Below are 17,788 nucleotides of genomic sequence, written 5' to 3'. Positions count from 1 at the left end.
CGGCCTTCGGCAGTCATACGAACACCTCCGTCGGCATGGAAACATGACGGCGTGGAGTAAACGCCGACTCCGTCATCGGTTGGGGCCAAGTGGACTAAGAAATCCCCCAGGTCGCCACAACCTCTCAACGACCCTACAAACAGCGCCGATCGATCCCGGGATGAGCGATCCGCCAGTCAGGTACAGGTTGCGGTCTCCGTGGAACCGGGTCGATGCGGAGACCTGGTGGACTTCCACGAGCCGGGCCGGGCCCTCGTCGAGGCATCGCGGCGACAAGCCGAAATCCGAGAGCAGTACAGCCGGCACAGCCACACAAGGGGTCTCATGGCTGCCGGCGATATGCATCACAGTGCTACTGGCTCAGGCCTCCCTGAGGTACACCTGCACCTGCACGGGCGCGTAGCCGGGGTAGTTCCAGCTGAAATAGGTCTCCGTACCCTTGGGGCACGCCTTGGCTTGGTCGCGGATGGTGCCGCTCCCGTTGAGGGTCGTGTAGACGTACGCGCACTGGCCATCGGCGTCCATGTCCCGCACGTAGCCCTGTTCGGTAGTGCCCGAACCGGTGTTGCACTCGTTGTAGTGAACGTACCCCCCGCTGGTGGAGATGCTGTACGACTGGCAACTTGCCTGAGGCGCCGCGCTCGCCGGCGCCCCGGTCGCCAGAGCCAGACTGCCGACCATCAGACCGGCGGACACAACAGATACGAACGTACGTACGCGCACGCCGTTCCCCCTTCTCGACGGCAACCTCCGGCACTTGGCAGGAACGCTATAAACCTCGCGGTGTGCGAATGAAGGTGAAGACGAGTCAACCTGCAGAACCGCTAAGTAAGTCCTTCGCGGGGTCCGCGGATCTACGTATCTCGCTCACCACCTGCGGGTGGATACCGCGCGGGTCCGAAGAGATCAGCCCCCAGCTGCTCGACGGCTGTCCCACCGGCACCGGCACCGGCCTGGCTTGGCCTGGCTTGGCCTGGCCAGGCCTGGCCTTCGAGGCGTGACCCGCTTGGGGACCAGCCGCCCCCGCCCGGATGCGTGTTCGTCCAGCCTGAGCAGGCCGCGGCACCGGCTGGCGCAGCAGCTGATGGGCCCGGGTATCTTGTCCCGGCCGTCCGCGATACCGATGGACACCGCGGTCAGGGCTGTACTTCTTGGCCGACTGGGCCACGAGCCGCAGGTCCGGTCCCATGTGTGCTGCGCCGGCAGGCCGCGCGGAGCGTCGGGTCCAGTCGTGCCTTGCCGACGGAACCGGCAGCGAGCAACTGGTCCGCTGTCAATCCCCGCGCCGTGCGAAGGTCGGCTCTGGTCAGATCGGCGCCTGTCAGGTCGGCGCCTGTCAGGTCGGCGTCGGTAAGGTCGGCGTGCCGCAGCTTCGCCCCGATGAGGCTGGCGTTCCTCAATACGGCACCGCTGAGGCACGCTTGATTGAGGCAGCTTCCATCGAGGCGCACCGGCTCCTCCTCCGCTCCGACACCCGTCAAGTCCGCATCGGACAAGTCGGTGCTCACCAATCGCGCACCCGACAACTTCCCACCGTTCAAGGTTGCTTGCTGCAGATCTGACTCGGTCAGGTCGGCATGGCGCAGGTCAGCGTCGGTGAGGTCACAGGCCACCATGTCTGCCTGGACGAAGACCGCCGCACGCAGAGGGCCAGAAAGATGGTGGCGCGGATGGCCAGTGTCTCGACCATCAGCAGTCCAGCCGCGACCTTGCTCCCCCTCAGCAGCGTCTCGGCGAGCAACGAATACATTGCGACAACGAGGAAAATGCCTGGTAGCGAGAGGACTGCGGCGCGCGCGGCGCGAACGGCGCGTCCCCTTCTCTTGTATGCCACCGACTCATTCCAGCCGAAGCACGTGCCGGGCGTGGCCATTTGAAGGGTTCTTGTCCTGACCGGGTGTCGGCACGGTCACCCAGCAGTAGGCGTGCTTCGTGCCCTGGTGGTGCTCTTGGCATGTTCAGATCCAGTCACTGACGGTGGTGTGCGAAGCGCCACCTCAGCCACCAGGGGGATGGATCAGTGAGTACGCACCAGGCCATGGGAGTTGAAGCACGAGTTCGATTGGACGTAGCGTTGATGAAGGAGTACATGGGGCGAAAAGTTTGCGGTGGTGCTGATGAGCACCTTCCATGGGGAGTCCATCTGCGAGCGTGAGACGGCGCGGTACCAGGCCGCCGAAGACCCGCGCGAGGTCGAGGCGCGGATCGCGGAAGGACTCGCGCGGCTCACCGCCGCACGTCGGGTGGGCGACAGCTGGTATCCGCCTCCCGCCTACGTACGACGTCATGTCGTAGAGCACGCTGCGGCCGGTGGGGTACTTGACGAACGGTTCGTGTCCGAGGAATTCCTGCCCTATGTCGATGCGGGCCGTCTGAGAGCGCGCACCGTGCTCGGGGCCGAGAAGGAAACGGGATTGCGGGGCCGGGCCGAGAGCCTGGCGAGACTGTGGCGCCGGGTGGCCCATGCCTGGGACTGGGACTCGCCCGAAGCGAATGCCAGCGCACTTGCCCTCTGGGCGGCGTGTGCCGGGTTCCCACTGGAGCCCACCGCCGAGCAGCGGTTCTGGTCGCCTCGTTGGGCGCGGTGGAAGCTGGGTGTAGGGGAGGTTCTCGCAAGTCAGACAGCCCCTGTGGGTGCGGTGTCGACGGCGATGCTGCCCGATGGCCGGGTCGTCGCCGTGACCGGTGACGCGGATGGTGTGCTGAGGGCGTGGGATCTGGACACCGGAGACATGGTCGGCAGATGCATGCGGGGGGACGGCGGCGCTGTGCTCGCAGTGGCGACGGCCGCTCTCCTCGATGGGCGAGTGGTCGCGGTCACCGGGAGTGATGACCGTACGGTCCGGATGTGGGACCTGGTTTCGGGTCGGCCTGTGGGCAAGCCCCACCGCGGCCTGGCCAACGCGACATCGGTTGCTGCCGCCACCCTGGAGGACGGCAGTACGGTCGCCGTCACCAGTCACCGCGGCTCCGTACTGCGGGTCTGGGACATGAGCACCGGCAGGCTCATCGACACGCTGGCCACCGGCCTCGGCAGGGTCCTTGCGGTAACTACCGCCGCCCTTCCCGACGGCCGCATCGTTGCTGTCGGCGGTGGACGGCGCGGCCTGAGCGTATGGGACCTGCAACGTCAGCTCGTCGATGAGTACCTCGTACCAGACATGGGCCCGGTGCACGGCATGGCGGCGGGAACGCTGCCGGATGGCCGGTCGGTGGTGGTGACAAGCGGCCGGGACCGGGTCCGCGTCTGGAACGTGGCGACCGGGGAGGTGGTGGCCGACGCACCGACCGGCGAGGAGGTGAGTGTCAGCCAGGTGGCCACTGCGAAACTGCTCGACGGCCGTGCGGTCGCCGTGACGAGCGACTGGAACCGGCTGACGATCCGGGATCTGGCCACCGGCCGTGTCCTGGTCGATCCCTTCATCAGCCATGCCGGCGCTCTGGTGGCCGTGGCGACTGTGGGATTGCCCGACGGCCGCGCCGTCGCCGTCACCGGTGGTGAGGTCGGAAAGATCCGGGTGTGGGATCTGGCGCTGGCGCAGTCTCCCGGGCCGGTCCTCATGGATCGGAGTGTCCCGGTCTCCGCGGTGGCGACGGCGCGGTTGCCGGATGGTCGCACCGTCGTCGTGGCGGATGGCTGGGACGACACGCTGCGTATCCGGGAGCTCGGGACGGGCCGGCCCCTCGTTGACTGGCATGCGGCATCGGGCAGTGCGACGCGCGCGATCGCGACCGCTGTATTGCCCGACGGCCGTGCGGTGGTGCTCGCCGGTGCTTGGGACGACATGCGGTACACCGACGTTCTGCGCGTCTGGCAACTACCCAGCGCCGCAATCCTGCCGATCTCCCTCGGTGACACTGCCGGCGTCGACTCGATCACGACGACCACGTTGCCCGACGGCAGCAGCGTGGCGGTCATCGGCAGCCGGTCCGGCGTGCACATCCGGGACTTGTCCACGGGCCGGCTCATCAGCGGCCCCTTCGCACCGCCCGGTGGCGGCGCCAACCCCGTGGCGGCCATGGTGCTGCCCGACGGCCGCACGGTGGCTGTCACCTGCGGTCAAACGAACGCCGGAGTCTGGGAACTGCCAAGTGGGCGGCGCTTGGGCAAGATACTCACCCACGGTGACGCCTTCGCCCTCACGACCGTCGTACTGCCTGATGGGCGCGCCGTCGCCGTCACCGGCGGTCGCGACGCCGCCGTCCGGCTCTGGGACATTCCCACCGGACGGCCTGTCGGGGAACCCATGACCGGCCATGGTGAGGGCATCAACGCGGTGGCCGCCGCCGTCCTCCCCGGCGGTCGCGCGGTCGCCGTCACCGGGAGTCACGATGCCACGGTCCGGCTGTGGGACCTCTCCGCCGCCCGTCCTCTCGGGCCACCGTTGCGAGTTCCCAGCCCGGTCACCGGCGTGCGCATCGCCGAAGTCAACGGCCGGCCCGTTGCGGTCATCGCCGGCGACGGACTGGCGGTCGTTTCCCTGTCCAGCGGAGAAGAGTGAAGAATCGTGTCGGTAAGCACGAGCATCGTGGGGGTGCACGGGATAGCCCAGCAGCAGCTCGGGCCCCATCAGCTGAAAGGCCAGTGGAGCCCAGCTCTGCGAGACGGCCTGTATTTCGCGCATGGCAGCGAGGTGGGGGAACCGCCTCTGGATATTGCCTTCTACGGTGATCTGTTCCTGCGGAACATGAATGTCGAGCCGGCCACCAAAGGCGCTGCTGAAGGGGCGGCCGGCCTGCTGAGCGATCTCGAGGACGAAGAGCTGGCGGACCTTTCCGCGGCAGTCGCCGACGTGGCCGGCGAGGAGGAGTTCGCGGCAGCGGAGGCGGAAACCAAGGCCGCCAAGGGGATCGCCGACGGGGCGCCCAGCGCTCTGCTGACGGTGCTGCGCGTGGTGGATCGACGCTTCGGAGCGAGTGCCGGTGTGTTGTATCTCGGGGAACTTCGTCAGGTTCGTCGTTACCTCCGGGACAACGCTCTCAAGGCAGAGACGGATGCCAAGGTCCGCGCGAAAATGACCTCCCAATGCCACGTGCTGATCGGGCACTCGCTGGGATCTGTCGTCGCCTTCGAATACGTCCGGCAAAATCCCGGCCACCCACTTGCCCTGCTGCTCACTTTGGGATCGCCGCTGGGCCTGCGCATGGTCCGCAGCCAAATGCCCGATGCGGGCTACGGGGCTGCTGATGGTCTGCCAGCGAATGTTGCGGCGTGGACGAACATCCGCGACAAGCGGGACCCGGTCGCCTGCGCCGGTGACCTGCGGCCTTTGTGGCCAGGAGTGACCGACCGGCACGTGGACAACGAGGACAAGGCGCACCAGGTTGTCCGCTACCTGAGCAAGCGGGAAGCCGGCAAGGCCGTACTCGATGCACTCCCGGGGCTGGCGCCATGACGAATGCATTGACGGGCGGCGATGTTCTACGGCGCCACTTCGTGGCGATAGCCACCTCCGCATATGAAGACCCCAGGTGGTGGGCGCTCGATGTCGAGAAGGAGGTGAGTCTTCTGCGTGACTGGCTGTGCTCCGAGCAGCTCGGGGACCGGCGGTTCGTACCCCTGAACCAGCATCTCGCCGAGAACCCTGATGAGAATGCCATCCGCTCCGCCCTGCAGAACCCGCCGTATGCCCGTCGTTGGACCGCGAACGACGCAGCGGTCGTTTACGTCACCGGCCACGGCGAGATCAAGCACGACAACCATTGGCTGGTACTTCAGGCGACCGAATGGGACCGCATCCGGTCCACCGCGCTGCGCACCGCAGATCTCGCCGGATGGCTGACCGAGACGGATATCAAGCATCTGCTTCTCATCTTCGATCTGTGCTACGCCGGACAAACCGTCGTGGAGACCGGGAGGTTCGACGAGGAACTCCCTCCGAACTGGCTCGTCCTGGCCAGCGCCACCAAGTCCCAGAAGGTCGTCACCAGTGCACTGACCGAGGCCATCAACGGCTTTCTCGAGGAATTGGCATCCGATGTCGGCCAGAAGTACGGCGTTGACGCGTTTCTTGAAGTTGCCACGTTCGTCGACGAGATACAGAACAGGCTGGGGGACCAACGGCTGGCCCATCTGGCGGGCTCGCCGCTGAGCCGGAAGCATGCCTGCCTGCCGAACCCGCATTATCGGGCTCCGGCGCCGGTGGACTCTCGACGTCGCGACCTTGCCCTGCCCCAGCAGGATCTGCTCACGCACTGGGGGCCGCGCTCGCGCGGGGTGGTGGAGGCCGGCGATCCAGGCTGGCTGTTCACGGGCCGGGACCAGCTCATGCGTGAACTGATCGATGCCGCTGTCGGAGAACCGGGCGTGGTCCTTGTCACGGGCGGTGCGGGGTCCGGCAAATCCGCTGCCCTGGCCCGTCTGGTGACCTTGAGCGACCCGGTCTTCATCGAGCAGTACCGTGACCAGGTCGCCGCTATCCCGTCCGACCTCATCCCGCCCCCGGGGGCGGTCGACGTCGCTGTCCTGGCGACCGGCAAACGCCCAGATGAGGTGATCTCCCAAATCTGCCGGGCGCTGCGGGTTCCGACCCCCAGGAGCTGGCGTCCGGTGCCGACCCTCCAGGAGTGGATCGGCGCATGGCAGTCGTGGCTGGCCGAGCGGGAAAAGACGGTGACCCTCGTCATCGACGCACTGGACGAGGCGAGTGACCCGCAGGGCTTGCTCTTGGACGTACTGACACAACTCGGGGAGGGCGACGGCCATTTCAGCAGGGTGCGACTGTTGCTGGGCGTCCGCTCCAGTGGAGGCTCCGGGGGCGTCGCCTCCTACTGGAGCCCGCACGAGCCGCGGCTGACGGCTCCGGCCGCTTTCCCCTTCCCTGCCCTGCAGGTCCCTGAATTGGCTGACCGGGCGGAGACGGAACTGGCCGCACACCGCATCCGCGTGGACGAGCAGCCCTGGTGGCGGCAGGAGGACGTGGCTTCGTACGCTGCTGAGCTCCTCCAAAGCCTCCCCGACTCCCCTTACGCCGAGCGCCCGGACACTGCCAGAGCGGTCGCCGAGGTCCTGGCGCAGCACGCGGGAAAGTCGTTCCTGATCACCCGGGTCGCTGCCGCCTCCCTGGCTCACCGCCACGTCACCGTCGACCCGCAGGACCCGCACTGGCTGGCGACCGTCAGCGAAGGGGTGCTCGGAGTCTTCCGCGACGACCTGCGCGTCATCCTGCCGGACCCCGACGAAAGGCGTCGCGCCGTCAATCTGCTCCGCGCGGTGGCCTTCGCGTACGGCCGGGGGCTGCCGTGGCGTGATGTCTGGCCCGCCGTCACCAACGCCGTGGCGAGCGACCCGTACCGAACGTTCACCGACAGTGACATAGCCTGGCTCCTCGCCACCCGACTGGCCGCTTACCTGATCACCGACCGCGAAGACGGCGACACCGTCTACCGGCTCTTCCACGATGAACTCCGCGATACGCTGCGGGAGTTCTGGGTCAAACTCCTCGGATAGCCGAGAGGCAGCCGGGAGTGGGTTACGAGACTGGGCCTTCAGCAGTCCCCGTGACCGGTGCCCCACCGTACGCTCGTACCGTTCGACAACGACGTCGGCGGAGCGGCGCTGTCCGTGACCGCCTGGTCGGCGACGCCGCCCAGCGCCTCCCGACCGCTGCCGGAATTGCCGCGGGGGCCGGCGCACTCCGCGTCGGCCCCGGCGTGCGTGGGACGGGCCGGCCGCTCCAGGGACGCCACCGGCTCGGTGCGGCAGGTCAGTTCTGCGCGCCGGCCAACAGCGTGCGGTACCAGCCGAGTGTGGCGTCGACCGTCGCTTCCAGCGGCGCCGGACGGTGGCCGAAGGACCGCTCGAATGCCGAGGAGTCCACGATCTGCGGCTCGGTGTGCTGGTAGAACATCTCCGCGTACTCATCCATGAAGGTCGCATCGAACGGCCCGAAGGGGCGGGGCTCGGTGAGCAGCACCCGCCGCAGCGGGCGGCCCACCCGCTCCTCGATCATCGAGTGGATCTCGCGGGTGGTACGGGCGGGCGCGGTGGGCAGATGCCACACCCGGCCGTCGCCTTCCGGGTCTTCGCCGAGGGCGGCCAGTCCCTTCGCCACATCCTGGATGGCCGTGTAGCTGTGCGGGAGGTCGATGTCGCCCAGCGCCAGGACCTCGCCGCCGGTCAGTGCGGGCGGGAACACCGCGCCGCCGAGCGTGGAGTTGAGCACGCCGGGGCCGACGAAGTCGGCGGACCGGCCGAGGACGACACGGGCCCGCCCCGCACGGTGAGCGGCGAGATATGCCTCGTCCAGCTGCGCCCGCATCACGCCCTTACGGCTCGTCGCCCGCCAGGGAGTGTCCTCCGTCATCACCTCACCGCGCGTCGGGCCGTACGGATACAACGTGTCCAGGACGACCAGCCGTGCCCCGGTGGCCTCGACGGCGGCCAGCACCGCCTGCTGGACCCGGGGCATGACCTCGACCTGCAGGTGATAGGCGACGTTCACGCAGTGGTACACGACATCGGCGCCCTCGACGGCGGCCAGCGCCCCGTCGTGCGTGCTCACATCGGCGGCACGGCACTGCACGCCCTCGGGGGCGCCTTCCGGCACCGAGCGGCTCACCAGCCGTACGGCATGACCCCGGCGGGCGAGCTCGGCGGCGAGCGTGGTGCCGGCCGGGCCGGCACCCAGAACGGCATGGAGACGGCGTGCTGCAACAGACATGGCGATTCCTTCGCTGCGGGGTGGTGGGTGGATCGGATCGGCGGGTGATGGGGGCGGGCTTTCGCTTCCCAATCTCACTTCTGTTAGAGACCATAACTGGAGCGATCCATCATCGCAACTGAAGTGACGGTTACGATGAGCGAAGCCCACTCACTTACGCCGTCCGCCGCCCCGCGGCGCAGGAGGAGAACATGGCCGACGAGGTACGAAGCCCCCGGGCGCGCTACCGCGAGCAAAACCGTGCGGAGATCAAGGCGGCCGCGCTGCAGCAGCTCGCCGAGGGCGGCGTCCAGGCCGTGGCACTCACCCGGATCGCCAAGGAGATGGGACTGTCCGGGCCGGCCCTCTACCGCTACTTCGCAGGCCGGGACGATCTGCTGGGCGAACTGATCCGGGACGCCTACGACGACGTGGCGCAGGCCATCGCGCAGGCCGACGACGCCTCCGCCCGGGACGCGCGGGCCACCCTGCACGCCCTCGCCGGCGCCTACCGGAGCTGGGCCGTCGCACAGCCGCACCGCTATCTCCTGATCCAGGGGACGCCGCTCCCCGGTTACGCGGCTCCGCCCGACACGCTCCAGCGCGCGCGGGCCGTCCTGGGGCCGTTCCTGAAGGTGTTCGCCGCGGGTGTGCCCGCCGAGCCGCTACGGCCGGTCGTCGCCGAAATGGACGTGTGGGTACGCAAGGACGACGGCGTCGCCGACTGGGTGGCGCAGCACACCGGGCTGCCGCCGCACGGCAAGGCGGCCGGCACCGCCCTCGCCGGTACGGTGCTGGCCTGGTCGCAGTTGCACGGCACGGTCGGCCTGGAGGTCTCCGGCCATTACGCCGGGATGGGGCACCACGCGTCGACCTTGCTCACCACGCAGATCAACACCCTGGCCGATTCCTTCCGGCTCTAGAGGGACGATCGTCGCGTTCAGACGTGCCCTTGATGGCCGCGATCCGCCCGGCATGAGCGTCGTTTCCTCGATGCGGCGGAAGCGGCCATAGGGGGCGAACTCGCCGAAGAGGTAGGCCTCGGTGCGGTGCGGACGGCGGAGCCGTGCTTCTTGGGGACGGGAGCACGGTGGCGGGGTGACTTGACCCGCAGCGTTGCAGCCGTGCCGCCGAGGCACACCAGGCGGTCAAGCGGTAAAGCGGTCAGCAGTCGATGTCAGACCAGTGTGGTGTCGTTGGCGCAGTGATGTTCGGCCATGTATGCGACGCGAAAGGGCAGTCATGGACCACGAAGAGTGGCGACCGTTCCTGAAACTCTGGAGTGCGGAGTGGATCGTCGGGCACGAACCCGAGCGGGACGCACCCTTGCATGACAACGTCGTACGGGACGGCTGGCTCGGGTTCGACCCGGCGAGTGCGGACGAGGTCGTGGCAGCCGAGGCACGCCTGGGCCGGACGTTGCCGCCCTCGCTCCGCGAGTTCCTGCTGACCACCAACGGGTGGCGGGACGCGGGGAATTTCATTTACCGGCTCGCGGGCACCTCCGAGCTCGCCTGGCTGGCCGATACCGACGAGGGCTCCAGCTGGATCGATGCTTACAGCGACACCGAGTTCGCCGACGAGGACGAAGACGAAGAGCCTGAGGGCGACATCCTCGCCCGTTCCCTGCGCCTCTCGCTCGACGGCGACGCCGCGGTCATGCTCCTCGACCCCGAGGACGTCGATGAGCGCGGCGAATGGGCCGGATACTGGCTCGCCTCGTGGTCAGGCATGGGACCGGAACGCTTCGACTCCTTCTACGACCTGATGCACCACCAGTACGTCTCGTTCCACAGGCTCCGCCGACCGGAGCGCGAGAGCGGGTCATGACCAGAGCCAGAGCCGAACCTCAGCCACGGTGAAGCTCCAGCAGCCCGGTAAAGCTGACCGTCGCTGCACTGGACACCGACGCCCTCCTGCTCGGAACCCACTTCCCGCACCCCACCGTCGGGCTGGTCCGCAGCCACCGGGGACGCTACCGGCTGGTGGCCGAACAGCGCCCCGATGCCTCGCCCACCAAGATCTGACCTGCGACGCCGCCGTGGATCAGCTGCCAGATACGGTCCCGTGGTCCTGCTCGACGAGCTGACCGCGGCACCGTTCAGATCGCGGATGGTGCGGTGCACCGAGCTGTCAGCGGCGTCAGCGGCGGGCGCGGCACCGTACGGCGCGTGGCGGACGCGCGAACCGCAGGGAGAGCTCTGGACACGCACTGTCAATTGCTCGCGAAGGGTGTGGCCGGCGCGGGTGGGGGCTCCAGAGGGGAGTAGCGCCACCCGCGCCGGGTGGCGTATCCGCCGGCACGGGGGAACCGTCGGATCCGCATGGGCCGATGACCAGTCGGCTACTTCTTCTGCGTCACCGGTTGATCAATCGTTACTCGCACAGGAGCAGATGCCTGGAAGAACGCATATGTCCTTGCGTATCGGACGTATCGCTTGGCCGAGTAACGCGGCAGCCCCCTGCGGCGCAGAACTGCATACGGGTGCGAGTGGTCGTCCCCGTACGCGATCACGGTCAGGGTGACTCCTGTGGGGGGTGGCCTCCCTGGCCGTGATCGGCCCCCCTGCCGCCGAGGCGCTGCGAGCGTCAGATTGCGACTCCCATGAGCCACAGGTTCGAAGCCATGCCCGCAGATGATCGACACAACGGCGGCCGGGCCGGCACACAGCGGACAGCCCTGATCATCCACACGATTGCCGACATAGCCGCCGCGTTCTTGGCTTTGTGGATCGTGTTCTACCTGCTCCAAGCGAACCAGGGCAACGTCTTCGTCCAGTTCGTGAAGAGCGTGGCCGACTCGCTCTCCTGGTGGGCGCAGGACATCTTCACCATGAACACCGAAGGCCTGCGGGTGGCCCTCAATTACGGTCTGCCTGCCGTGATCTATCTCCTCGCCGGACATCTGATCGCCGGGCGGGTGCGCCGCCTCTGACCAGCGATGCGCGGGGCCGGCGTCCTGACCGAGTACCTCACCGACATCGGTCGCGGCCACCGCGACTACGGGACCCGGCCTGCGCACTACCCGGCCGTCGGCCAGTACTTCCTCGCGCCCTCCCCCGCTGTGCGACGAACACCTGGAGCGAGGAGAACGAGGCTGCCTCGGTGCGGGCGTACACCGCGATGTCGCAGATCATGATCGACGCGGCCGGCGAGGATCGGCGGCGCGCGCCGGCCCGCTGGCACGCCGAGATTGTCTCCGACGAGCTGCGCATCACCGGCGCGACCGTCACCGTGCGCCCGCCGCCCCATCGAGGTACGACGCCTAAATCTGTCGGGTCCCCCCCGGCCTGATCCGCAGTGGCGTCGACACCTGGTGGGGATTGGCGTACCGGCCCACCGCATACGGCACGACTCCCATCGAAGAGCCCCGTCGCGGCACGGGATCAGGGAACGGAGGAGATGCGGACGTGAACAGGCAAGTGAACGCCGAGACAGTCGGTGGCGTTCAGGCGGCGCTCAGGGAAGAGGACCAGGCGGGCGTGCCGGATCAGATATCCGCGGCAGGCCGGATGCCCACGGTGGACCCGATGGCCGCTGCGGACTGCGGGGCCCGGCCCGGCAGCGATGGCGAGCATGAACTCCAGGAGCGCCTGGGCACCACCGCACGCGCCGACAAGTTCTACGACGAGCAGGTCCTGGACCGGCTCAACACCAGGATGCGGGAGTTCGTGGCGCGCCAGGAGATGTGCTTCGTGGCCACCTCCGACCGGCACGGTGAGTGCGACAGCACCTTCCGGGCCGGTCCGCCCGGCTTCCTCCAGGTCCTCGACGACAGGACGCTGGTCTACCCCGAGTACCGGGGCAACGGCGTGCTCGCCAGCCTCGGCAACATCGAGGAGAACCCCCACGTCGGTGTCCTGATGATCGACTTCCTGAAGGACCGGATCGGCCTGCATGTCAATGGGCGGGCCCGGATCGTTTCCGACGAGGAAATGCGCCGCGCCCACCCCGAGCTGCCGGTCGACCCGGTGCCTGGGCGCCGAGCGCAGCTGTGGGTCGAGATCGCGGTGGAGGAGGCGTACATCCACTGCGCCAAGCACATTCCGCACCTGCAGAAGGCGCCGGCCGAGCAGCGCCAGCGGCAGGCGTGGGGCACGGACGGCTTCAAGCGCAAGGGCGGGGACTTCTTCGGCGCGGCGGCCGACGCCCCGGACCGCCCTCCGTACCGGCCCCGGCGGCGCAAGCGTTACGTTCCGTCGTGGGCGCAGGCTGGAGAGCCGACGCGGGCCGCTGTGTGGCAGCGCTCGGTCGAGCGGTTGTTGGCGGTGGTGGCGCGGCGGAACTCCGACGCGGAGGAGGAGGGCAAGCAGTCCTTTCGAGGCTGGTTCGGCTAGCCAAGGCCTGTCGCCGGACGCCGGACGCCGGTGAAGCGAGTGTGTGACGGTTCGCCCGGTGTGCCCTGGAATCTTGGCCATGCCGGCGAAGGAACCTTCGGAGCGTCCCACGGCGAAACAGGTGGCCGACAGCTTCAGCAAGGCTCTGCAGACAGCGCACCGCCGACTTCCCCGACCACTCGCCGACTCCCCCGACCACCAAGGAAAAGGCCGCGGGTAAGAAGGGGCACGGAAGCCCCAAGACGTAGCGTCAGGTCGTATTCCGCGGTCGGTGAATCGCCGAGGGATGGGTGCCGGGTCCCGGGAACACCTCGATGGTGGCTGCAAGTCGCGCCCCATCAGTCAGAGTTGGCCGCCAAGGATTCGGGAGACGTGCTCCTGCGGAATGCCCAGCATCCGGCTCGCGTCCCGCTGGCTCAGACCGAGCTGTGTGACGAGGACATGGACGGCTTCGGCCAACGCTTGCTGCTCTGCGGCGATGGCCGTCATCAGTTCGTCGCGAGCGTGTCGGACGCGCCGCAGTGGGCCTGCCGCCTCCGGGATGACCAGATCCACGCAGATGTCGTCAGCCGGCACCTGGAGTGCCCCCGCAACGAGGTCGCGGGCGCGAGCTTCGGCCTCCCCCAGAGTGCGCCCCTGGCTGTAGAGAGCCAGTTCAGGAATGTCGACGTTCCACCACCGCCCAGCCTGGCGCAGGTGGGCTTCGTAACGTGTGTTCACGGAATGGGACCCTTCACTTCTTGCTCGCCCCAGCACCCTAGTCACTGTGTGAGGGCGAGGAAGACCCGACGGGGTTGCGTGAGCGGGGTCTGACCGGCCCGTCGCCCCGTCCGGCACCGGAGCTGCCGGCCCGGCGTCGGGAGCGAGGGGCGGGGGTGACGACGGCGGCGAGGTGTGGGCGATCCCCTCAGGCGCGGCATGGCTGGGCGTAGGGAAGTTCCGGTACGTATTCCCGCCATTGCGCCGGGGTGAGTTGACCGGCGGTGCTGGCGCAGATCCGCCGGATCGCCTGGGCGAGTCCGAGGGGCGTGAACTCGATCGTGCCGTCCGGTCCCGCTGTGGCCAGGAGCTGCCCGTCCGGGCGGTACGCGGCCGTCTCCATCGCTTCGGTGTGGCCCGCGGTGAGCGCCTTGCCCCAGGGGGCCGGTCGAGCGGGATCGGTCAGGTCCCACAGCAGGACGCTGTGGTCCTCGCCGGCGGAGGCCAGCGTGCGGCCGTCCGCGCTGAAGCCCACCCAGGTCACCCGGCCGGTGTGCCCGGTCCCTGCCGGCCCCGCCAACCGCGGCTCTCGGACCGGCACCGGACCACAACCAACAAGCAGCAACCAACAACCAACAAAGGAGAATTCGCCATGCCCACCATCCGCAGCATGCGCCGTCTCGGCCTCACCGCCGGGGCCCTCGGTGCCGCCGCCGTGCTCGCCCTGCCCGGCAACGCGTTCGCCGTCACCAAGCTCTCCCAGTCGGCCGCCGCCTCCCAGCTGCGCGCGGCCGGGGTCACCTGGTCCTCCAGCGGCAACTGCACCACCCGTTCCAACCCCAGCTGCACGTCGTTCGAACAGATCAACCAGGCCACCGTCGACGGTCTCAAGACCCTCAAGCGCGCCAGCGGCTGCGCGATCAACGTCACGGGCGGCACCGAGGTGGGACACGCCTCGGGCACGTACAGCCACTACCACGGCTACAAGACCGACATCGCCCCGAAAACCTGCATCAGCAACTACATCACCAGCAGCTTCACCCACATCTCCAACCGGGGTGACGGCGCGGCGCGTTACCGCTCCTCGGCGGACAACGTCTACGCCCCGCGAAAGCAACCACTGGGACATCACCTACTGCGGCGGCAGCTCCGCCTGCACCTCCGCCGCCAGCTCCTGACCCGCGACCCGACCCGGAAAGGCATCCCATGAAGCACCGCACAGCCGTCCTGCTGAGCGCCGGGGCGCTGCTGGCCGGCGGCCTGGTCACCGCGCCCTCCGCCTCCGCCTCCGCCGCCACCAGCTGTCTCGGCTCCTCCTGCAACGGTCGCAACCCCGCCCACACGACCTGCGCCAACGACGCCCGCACGGTGGCCGAGGGCAGCGGCCCGATCACGGCCATGGAACTGCGCTACAGCCCCTCGTGCCGGGCCGCCTGGGGCCGCTTCAGGATCAGCGCCCCGTCCGGCTCCAGGATCGAGGTCAGGAACAGCCAGGGCAAGCAGTACACCACTTACGGCAGCGGCCACTTCTACAGCGTCATGGTCAACGACAAGAACGTGAAGGCGTGGGCGTGCGGTATGTGGAGGTCGGACGGCTCCGACAGCGTCGACTGCACCCACCGCTACTGATACGCGGCACCGAACGCGGGCCGCTCGTCACCGGCGCCGGCCTCGTCGGCTCGCCGGTCCGGCGAGCGGCCCGGCCCGTCCGTGCATGACGTGATCAACCGCCGCTGTCAGGGCCGCCAGTCAGTCGACGAGGTCCAGCGCGGCGGCGACGATGCTGTCGGTGTCGATGCCGTGGTAGCGGTAGACGTCCTCGATCGAACCGCACTGGCCGAACCGCGTCACGCCGAGGGTGGTGACCGGCGTGTTCTGGATGGTGCTGAGGAAGGCCAGGGTGTGCGGGTGACCGTCCAGCACGGTGACGAGCGGCGTGACCCGGTAGGCGGGGAAGACCTGGTCGAGGATCCAGGTCGGGTCCTCGGACCGGCCACGGCGGGCCTGGAGCGCGCGGAACAGCAGGTCCGGGCTGGTCACGCACACCACGTCGGCGTGGTGGCCGAGGGCGGCCAGCCGGTCGGCGGCGGCCAGGGCCTCGGGTACCAGGGCGCCCATCGCGGCCAGGGTCACCACCGGCCTCTCCTCCTGGCGCAGCCGGTAGGCGCCCGCGGTCACGTGCCGGCGGCGGCGCTCGCGTGCGGCCGGGTCGCCGGGGACGGCGGCCAGGGACTGGTCGACGGGTCGTGTGGACAGTCGCAGATAGGCCGAACTCCCGTCCGGACGGCCGAGGTTGCCGAGCGCGGCGAGCAGACACCACTCGGTGTCGATCGCGAACGCGGGCTCGTAGGTGACGCAACCGGGCTGCTCGATGCCCAGTGAGGGGGTGATGATCGACTGGTGGGCGCCGCCTTCCGGGGCGAGTGTGACGCCGGACGGCGTACCGACCAGGATCGAGCGGCCGCCGGCGTAGATGCCGAACGACCACGGCTCCAGAGCGCGAGTGACGAAGGGGTCGTAGACGACGCCGATCGGCAGCAGCGGCTGGCCCCAGCGGCTCCACGTAGCACCCAGCTCACCGAGCAGGCCGACCAGGTTGGTCTCCGCGATGCCCAGCTCCACGTGCTGACCTGTCGGCAGCTCCCGCCAGTGCAGGATCGTCTCGGCGTCGTCGGCGAACCAGTCGGGGCGCTCGGTCGACGACCACACACCGACCTTGTTGAGCCAGCCGCCGAGGTTGGTGGAGGAGCTGACGTCCGGGCTGACGGTGACGATCCGGCTCGCCGCCTCCGGCGCCTTCCGGGTGAGGTCGAGCAGTACCCGTCCGAGGGCCTGCTGGGTGTGGGCGGTGCCGGTCGGTGCCGGTCGAGCGAGGTCGGTGGGGACGGGCGGGACCGGCTGCGACGTCTGCCGGGGGCGGTGCAGCCGCCTGGCGGCCGCCGCGCACCGGGCCGCTTCCGGCGAACCGTCGGCGAACGCAGCCCATGGGCGGTCGAGGTCGGTTCGCAGGCGGGCGGCCAGTGCCCGCATCTGATCAGCGGTCAGCAGCGAGGAGTGGTTCTGCGGATGGCCCTCGGTGGGCAGCCCGTAGCCCTTGACGGTGTACGCGAAGATCACCGTCGGGCGGGTGTCGTCGACGGCGTCGAACGCGCCCGTCAGCGCGCCGATGTCATGGCCGCCCAGGTTGCGGAGCGCGGCGAGCAGGGAAGCGTCGTCGAGGGGTGCGATGAGGTCGGCGATCGGCCCGGCGGTGGAGCCGGTGCCGGGCAGGCGCTCGCGCAGCTCACCGGCGGAACAGCGCAACAGACGCTGGTATTCGGGATTGCCCATGGCGTCGATACGGGCACGCAGTGCCTCGCCGCCCGGTCGGGTGAACAACTCCTGCAACAGACACCCGTATTTGAGGGTGAGGACCTGCCAGCCGGCCGCGGCGAACATTCCCTGGAACCTGTCCGCGGCGATGCCGGGCACGACACGGTCCAGGGACTGCCGGTTGAGGTCGACGACCCACACCACCTCGCCCAGGCCCGGCACCATGGGGTCCTGTATCGCCTCCCAGACCGCGCCCTCGTCCAACTCCGCGTCGCCCAGCAGGGAGTACTGCCGTCCCGTACCAGCCGCGCCGAAATGGTCGTCCACGTAGCGCCGTGCGAGGGCACCCCACAGAGGGGCGGTGGCGCCGATGCCGACCGAACCCGTCGAGTAGTCGACCGGGTCGGGGTCCTTGGACCGGCTGGGATAGCTCTGCAGACCGCCGAAGGCGCGCAGGGTGGTCAGATAGGACTCGTCCAGCTCGCCCAGCAGGTAGTTGATCGCATGCAGCACCGGGGAGGCGTGCGGCTTGACCGAGACCCGGTCGTCGGCGGTCAGGGCGTGGAACCACAGCGCCGTCGCGATCGACGTCATCGAGGCACTGGACGCCTGATGTCCGCCGACCTTCAGCCCCGAGGGATTGGGCCGCACCCGGTTGGCGTGGTCGATGATCGCGGTGGACAGCCACAGCACCCGTTGCTCGATCGCTTTCAGCACGGCGAGTTCTTCGTCCCCGGCAAGGACCGAGCCGTTGCCGCCAGCCGTCCTGAACCGGGAGTTCGAGATCATCACAGACCA

Annotated in this window: 15 protein-coding genes and 2 pseudogenes; 10 read left to right on the top strand and 7 right to left on the bottom strand. The window is 68.9% G+C overall.

Annotated elements, in window-relative coordinates:
- Nucleotides 1–360: 360 nt before the first annotated feature.
- From ACFV1J_RS02235 to ACFV1J_RS02225, 3 genes are all read right to left on the bottom strand, one after another.
- The gene (locus ACFV1J_RS02235) at nucleotides 361–723 is read right to left on the bottom strand and encodes a hypothetical protein (protein ID WP_385855283.1); all 363 of its coding nucleotides are present in this window, start codon (nucleotides 721–723) and stop codon (nucleotides 361–363) included.
- 413 nt (nucleotides 724–1,136) lie between these two features.
- Nucleotides 1,137–1,616 carry a pentapeptide repeat-containing protein gene (locus tag ACFV1J_RS02230; protein WP_385855282.1) on the bottom strand — a complete coding sequence of 160 codons (480 nt, stop codon included), beginning with the start codon at nucleotides 1,614–1,616 and terminating at the stop codon, nucleotides 1,137–1,139.
- Nucleotides 1,568–1,873, bottom strand: a complete 306-nt coding sequence (locus ACFV1J_RS02225; RefSeq protein WP_385855440.1) for a hypothetical protein — start codon at nucleotides 1,871–1,873, stop codon at nucleotides 1,568–1,570. The genes ACFV1J_RS02230 and ACFV1J_RS02225 overlap by 49 nt, the downstream gene beginning before the upstream one ends.
- Nucleotides 1,874–2,117: 244 nt before the next feature.
- Here ACFV1J_RS02225 and ACFV1J_RS02220 point away from each other — a divergent pair, with 244 nt between their 5' ends.
- The 3 genes from ACFV1J_RS02220 to ACFV1J_RS02210 are packed head-to-tail and all read left to right on the top strand — an operon-like array spanning nucleotide 2,118 to nucleotide 7,450.
- Nucleotides 2,118–4,502, top strand: coding sequence for a WD40 repeat domain-containing protein (locus ACFV1J_RS02220; RefSeq protein WP_385855281.1), 2,385 nt, complete (start codon nucleotides 2,118–2,120; stop codon nucleotides 4,500–4,502).
- 6 nt (nucleotides 4,503–4,508) lie between these two features.
- Nucleotides 4,509–5,396: a hypothetical protein gene (locus ACFV1J_RS02215; protein WP_385855280.1), complete on the top strand. Its 888-nt coding sequence runs from the start codon at nucleotides 4,509–4,511 to the stop codon at nucleotides 5,394–5,396.
- Nucleotides 5,393–7,450 carry an AAA family ATPase gene (locus ACFV1J_RS02210; protein WP_385855279.1) on the top strand — a complete coding sequence of 686 codons (2,058 nt, stop codon included), beginning with the start codon at nucleotides 5,393–5,395 and terminating at the stop codon, nucleotides 7,448–7,450. The genes ACFV1J_RS02215 and ACFV1J_RS02210 overlap by 4 nt, the downstream gene beginning before the upstream one ends.
- A 256-nt stretch (nucleotides 7,451–7,706) precedes the next feature.
- On the opposite strand, the gene ACFV1J_RS02205 is transcribed toward ACFV1J_RS02210, so the two are convergent.
- Nucleotides 7,707–8,663, bottom strand: coding sequence for an NAD-dependent epimerase/dehydratase family protein (locus ACFV1J_RS02205; RefSeq protein ID WP_385855278.1), 957 nt, complete (start codon nucleotides 8,661–8,663; stop codon nucleotides 7,707–7,709).
- Nucleotides 8,664–8,854: 191 nt separating this feature from the next.
- On the opposite strand from ACFV1J_RS02205, the gene ACFV1J_RS02200 reads away from it, so the two are divergent.
- The 5 genes and pseudogenes from ACFV1J_RS02200 (at nucleotide 8,855) to ACFV1J_RS02180 (ending at nucleotide 12,979) form a co-directional block, all read left to right on the top strand.
- On the top strand, nucleotides 8,855–9,565 hold the full coding sequence (locus tag ACFV1J_RS02200; RefSeq protein WP_385855277.1) for a TetR/AcrR family transcriptional regulator: 711 nt from the start codon (nucleotides 8,855–8,857) through the stop codon (nucleotides 9,563–9,565).
- A 319-nt stretch (nucleotides 9,566–9,884) separates the two neighbouring features.
- On the top strand, nucleotides 9,885–10,472 hold the full coding sequence (locus tag ACFV1J_RS02195; RefSeq protein ID WP_385855276.1) for an SMI1/KNR4 family protein: 588 nt from the start codon (nucleotides 9,885–9,887) through the stop codon (nucleotides 10,470–10,472).
- Nucleotides 10,473–11,268: 796 nt separating this feature from the next.
- Complete coding sequence (locus ACFV1J_RS02190) at nucleotides 11,269–11,577, top strand: hypothetical protein (protein WP_385855275.1); 309 nt, start codon at nucleotides 11,269–11,271, stop codon at nucleotides 11,575–11,577.
- Nucleotides 11,578–11,598: 21 nt separating this feature from the next.
- Nucleotides 11,599–11,885: pseudogene (locus ACFV1J_RS02185) on the top strand (flavohemoprotein); the annotation flags it as partial.
- Between the two features lie 287 nt (nucleotides 11,886–12,172).
- On the top strand, nucleotides 12,173–12,979 hold the full coding sequence (locus ACFV1J_RS02180; protein WP_385855431.1) for a pyridoxamine 5'-phosphate oxidase family protein: 807 nt from the start codon (nucleotides 12,173–12,175) through the stop codon (nucleotides 12,977–12,979).
- A gap of 342 nt (nucleotides 12,980–13,321) precedes the next feature.
- Here the strand turns inward: ACFV1J_RS02180 and ACFV1J_RS02175 are convergent, their stop codons facing one another.
- Together ACFV1J_RS02175 and ACFV1J_RS02170 are read right to left on the bottom strand one after the other, a co-directional pair.
- Nucleotides 13,322–13,699: a hypothetical protein gene (locus tag ACFV1J_RS02175; RefSeq protein ID WP_385855274.1), complete on the bottom strand. Its 378-nt coding sequence runs from the start codon at nucleotides 13,697–13,699 to the stop codon at nucleotides 13,322–13,324.
- Nucleotides 13,700–13,886: 187 nt separating this feature from the next.
- Nucleotides 13,887–14,279 carry a WD40 repeat domain-containing protein gene (locus tag ACFV1J_RS02170; protein ID WP_385855273.1) on the bottom strand — a complete coding sequence of 131 codons (393 nt, stop codon included), beginning with the start codon at nucleotides 14,277–14,279 and terminating at the stop codon, nucleotides 13,887–13,889.
- Nucleotides 14,280–14,330: 51 nt separating this feature from the next.
- Here ACFV1J_RS02170 and ACFV1J_RS02165 point away from each other — a divergent pair.
- Together ACFV1J_RS02165 and ACFV1J_RS02160 are read left to right on the top strand one after the other, a co-directional pair.
- Nucleotides 14,331–14,856: pseudogene (locus ACFV1J_RS02165) on the top strand (hypothetical protein).
- A gap of 28 nt (nucleotides 14,857–14,884) precedes the next feature.
- On the top strand, nucleotides 14,885–15,307 hold the full coding sequence (locus tag ACFV1J_RS02160) for a DUF2690 domain-containing protein (protein ID WP_385855272.1): 423 nt from the start codon (nucleotides 14,885–14,887) through the stop codon (nucleotides 15,305–15,307).
- A gap of 120 nt (nucleotides 15,308–15,427) precedes the next feature.
- On the opposite strand, the gene ACFV1J_RS02155 is transcribed toward ACFV1J_RS02160, so the two are convergent.
- The gene (locus ACFV1J_RS02155) at nucleotides 15,428–17,779 is read right to left on the bottom strand and encodes a pyruvate dehydrogenase (RefSeq protein ID WP_385855271.1); all 2,352 of its coding nucleotides are present in this window, start codon (nucleotides 17,777–17,779) and stop codon (nucleotides 15,428–15,430) included.
- Between the last annotated feature and the right edge of the window lie 9 nt (nucleotides 17,780–17,788).

This window comes from Streptomyces sp. NPDC059649 (assembly GCF_042734445.1).
Taxonomy (GTDB): Bacteria; Actinomycetota; Actinomycetes; order Streptomycetales; family Streptomycetaceae; genus Streptomyces.
Note: the sequence above shows the minus strand (reverse complement) of the source record. Positions and strands in the feature narration are given on the sequence as shown.

Excerpts from the sequence above, each read along its gene's own strand:
- ACFV1J_RS02210 (WP_385855279.1), top strand. The coding sequence starts at position 5,393 with ATGACGAATGCATTGACGGGCGGCGATGTTCTACGGCGCCACTTCGTG.
- ACFV1J_RS02195 (WP_385855276.1), top strand. The coding sequence starts at position 9,885 with ATGGACCACGAAGAGTGGCGACCGTTCCTGAAACTCTGGAGTGCGGAG.
- ACFV1J_RS02200 (WP_385855277.1), top strand. The coding sequence starts at position 8,855 with ATGGCCGACGAGGTACGAAGCCCCCGGGCGCGCTACCGCGAGCAAAAC.
- ACFV1J_RS02190 (WP_385855275.1), top strand. The coding sequence starts at position 11,269 with ATGCCCGCAGATGATCGACACAACGGCGGCCGGGCCGGCACACAGCGG.
- ACFV1J_RS02180 (WP_385855431.1), top strand. The coding sequence starts at position 12,173 with ATGGCCGCTGCGGACTGCGGGGCCCGGCCCGGCAGCGATGGCGAGCAT.
- ACFV1J_RS02230 (WP_385855282.1), bottom strand. The coding sequence starts at position 1,616 with ATGGTGGCCTGTGACCTCACCGACGCTGACCTGCGCCATGCCGACCTG.
- ACFV1J_RS02160 (WP_385855272.1), top strand. The coding sequence starts at position 14,885 with ATGAAGCACCGCACAGCCGTCCTGCTGAGCGCCGGGGCGCTGCTGGCC.
- ACFV1J_RS02225 (WP_385855440.1), bottom strand. The coding sequence starts at position 1,873 with ATGGCCACGCCCGGCACGTGCTTCGGCTGGAATGAGTCGGTGGCATAC.
- ACFV1J_RS02220 (WP_385855281.1), top strand. The coding sequence starts at position 2,118 with ATGAGCACCTTCCATGGGGAGTCCATCTGCGAGCGTGAGACGGCGCGG.
- ACFV1J_RS02205 (WP_385855278.1), bottom strand. The coding sequence starts at position 8,663 with ATGTCTGTTGCAGCACGCCGTCTCCATGCCGTTCTGGGTGCCGGCCCG.
- ACFV1J_RS02155 (WP_385855271.1), bottom strand. The coding sequence starts at position 17,779 with ATGATCTCGAACTCCCGGTTCAGGACGGCTGGCGGCAACGGCTCGGTC.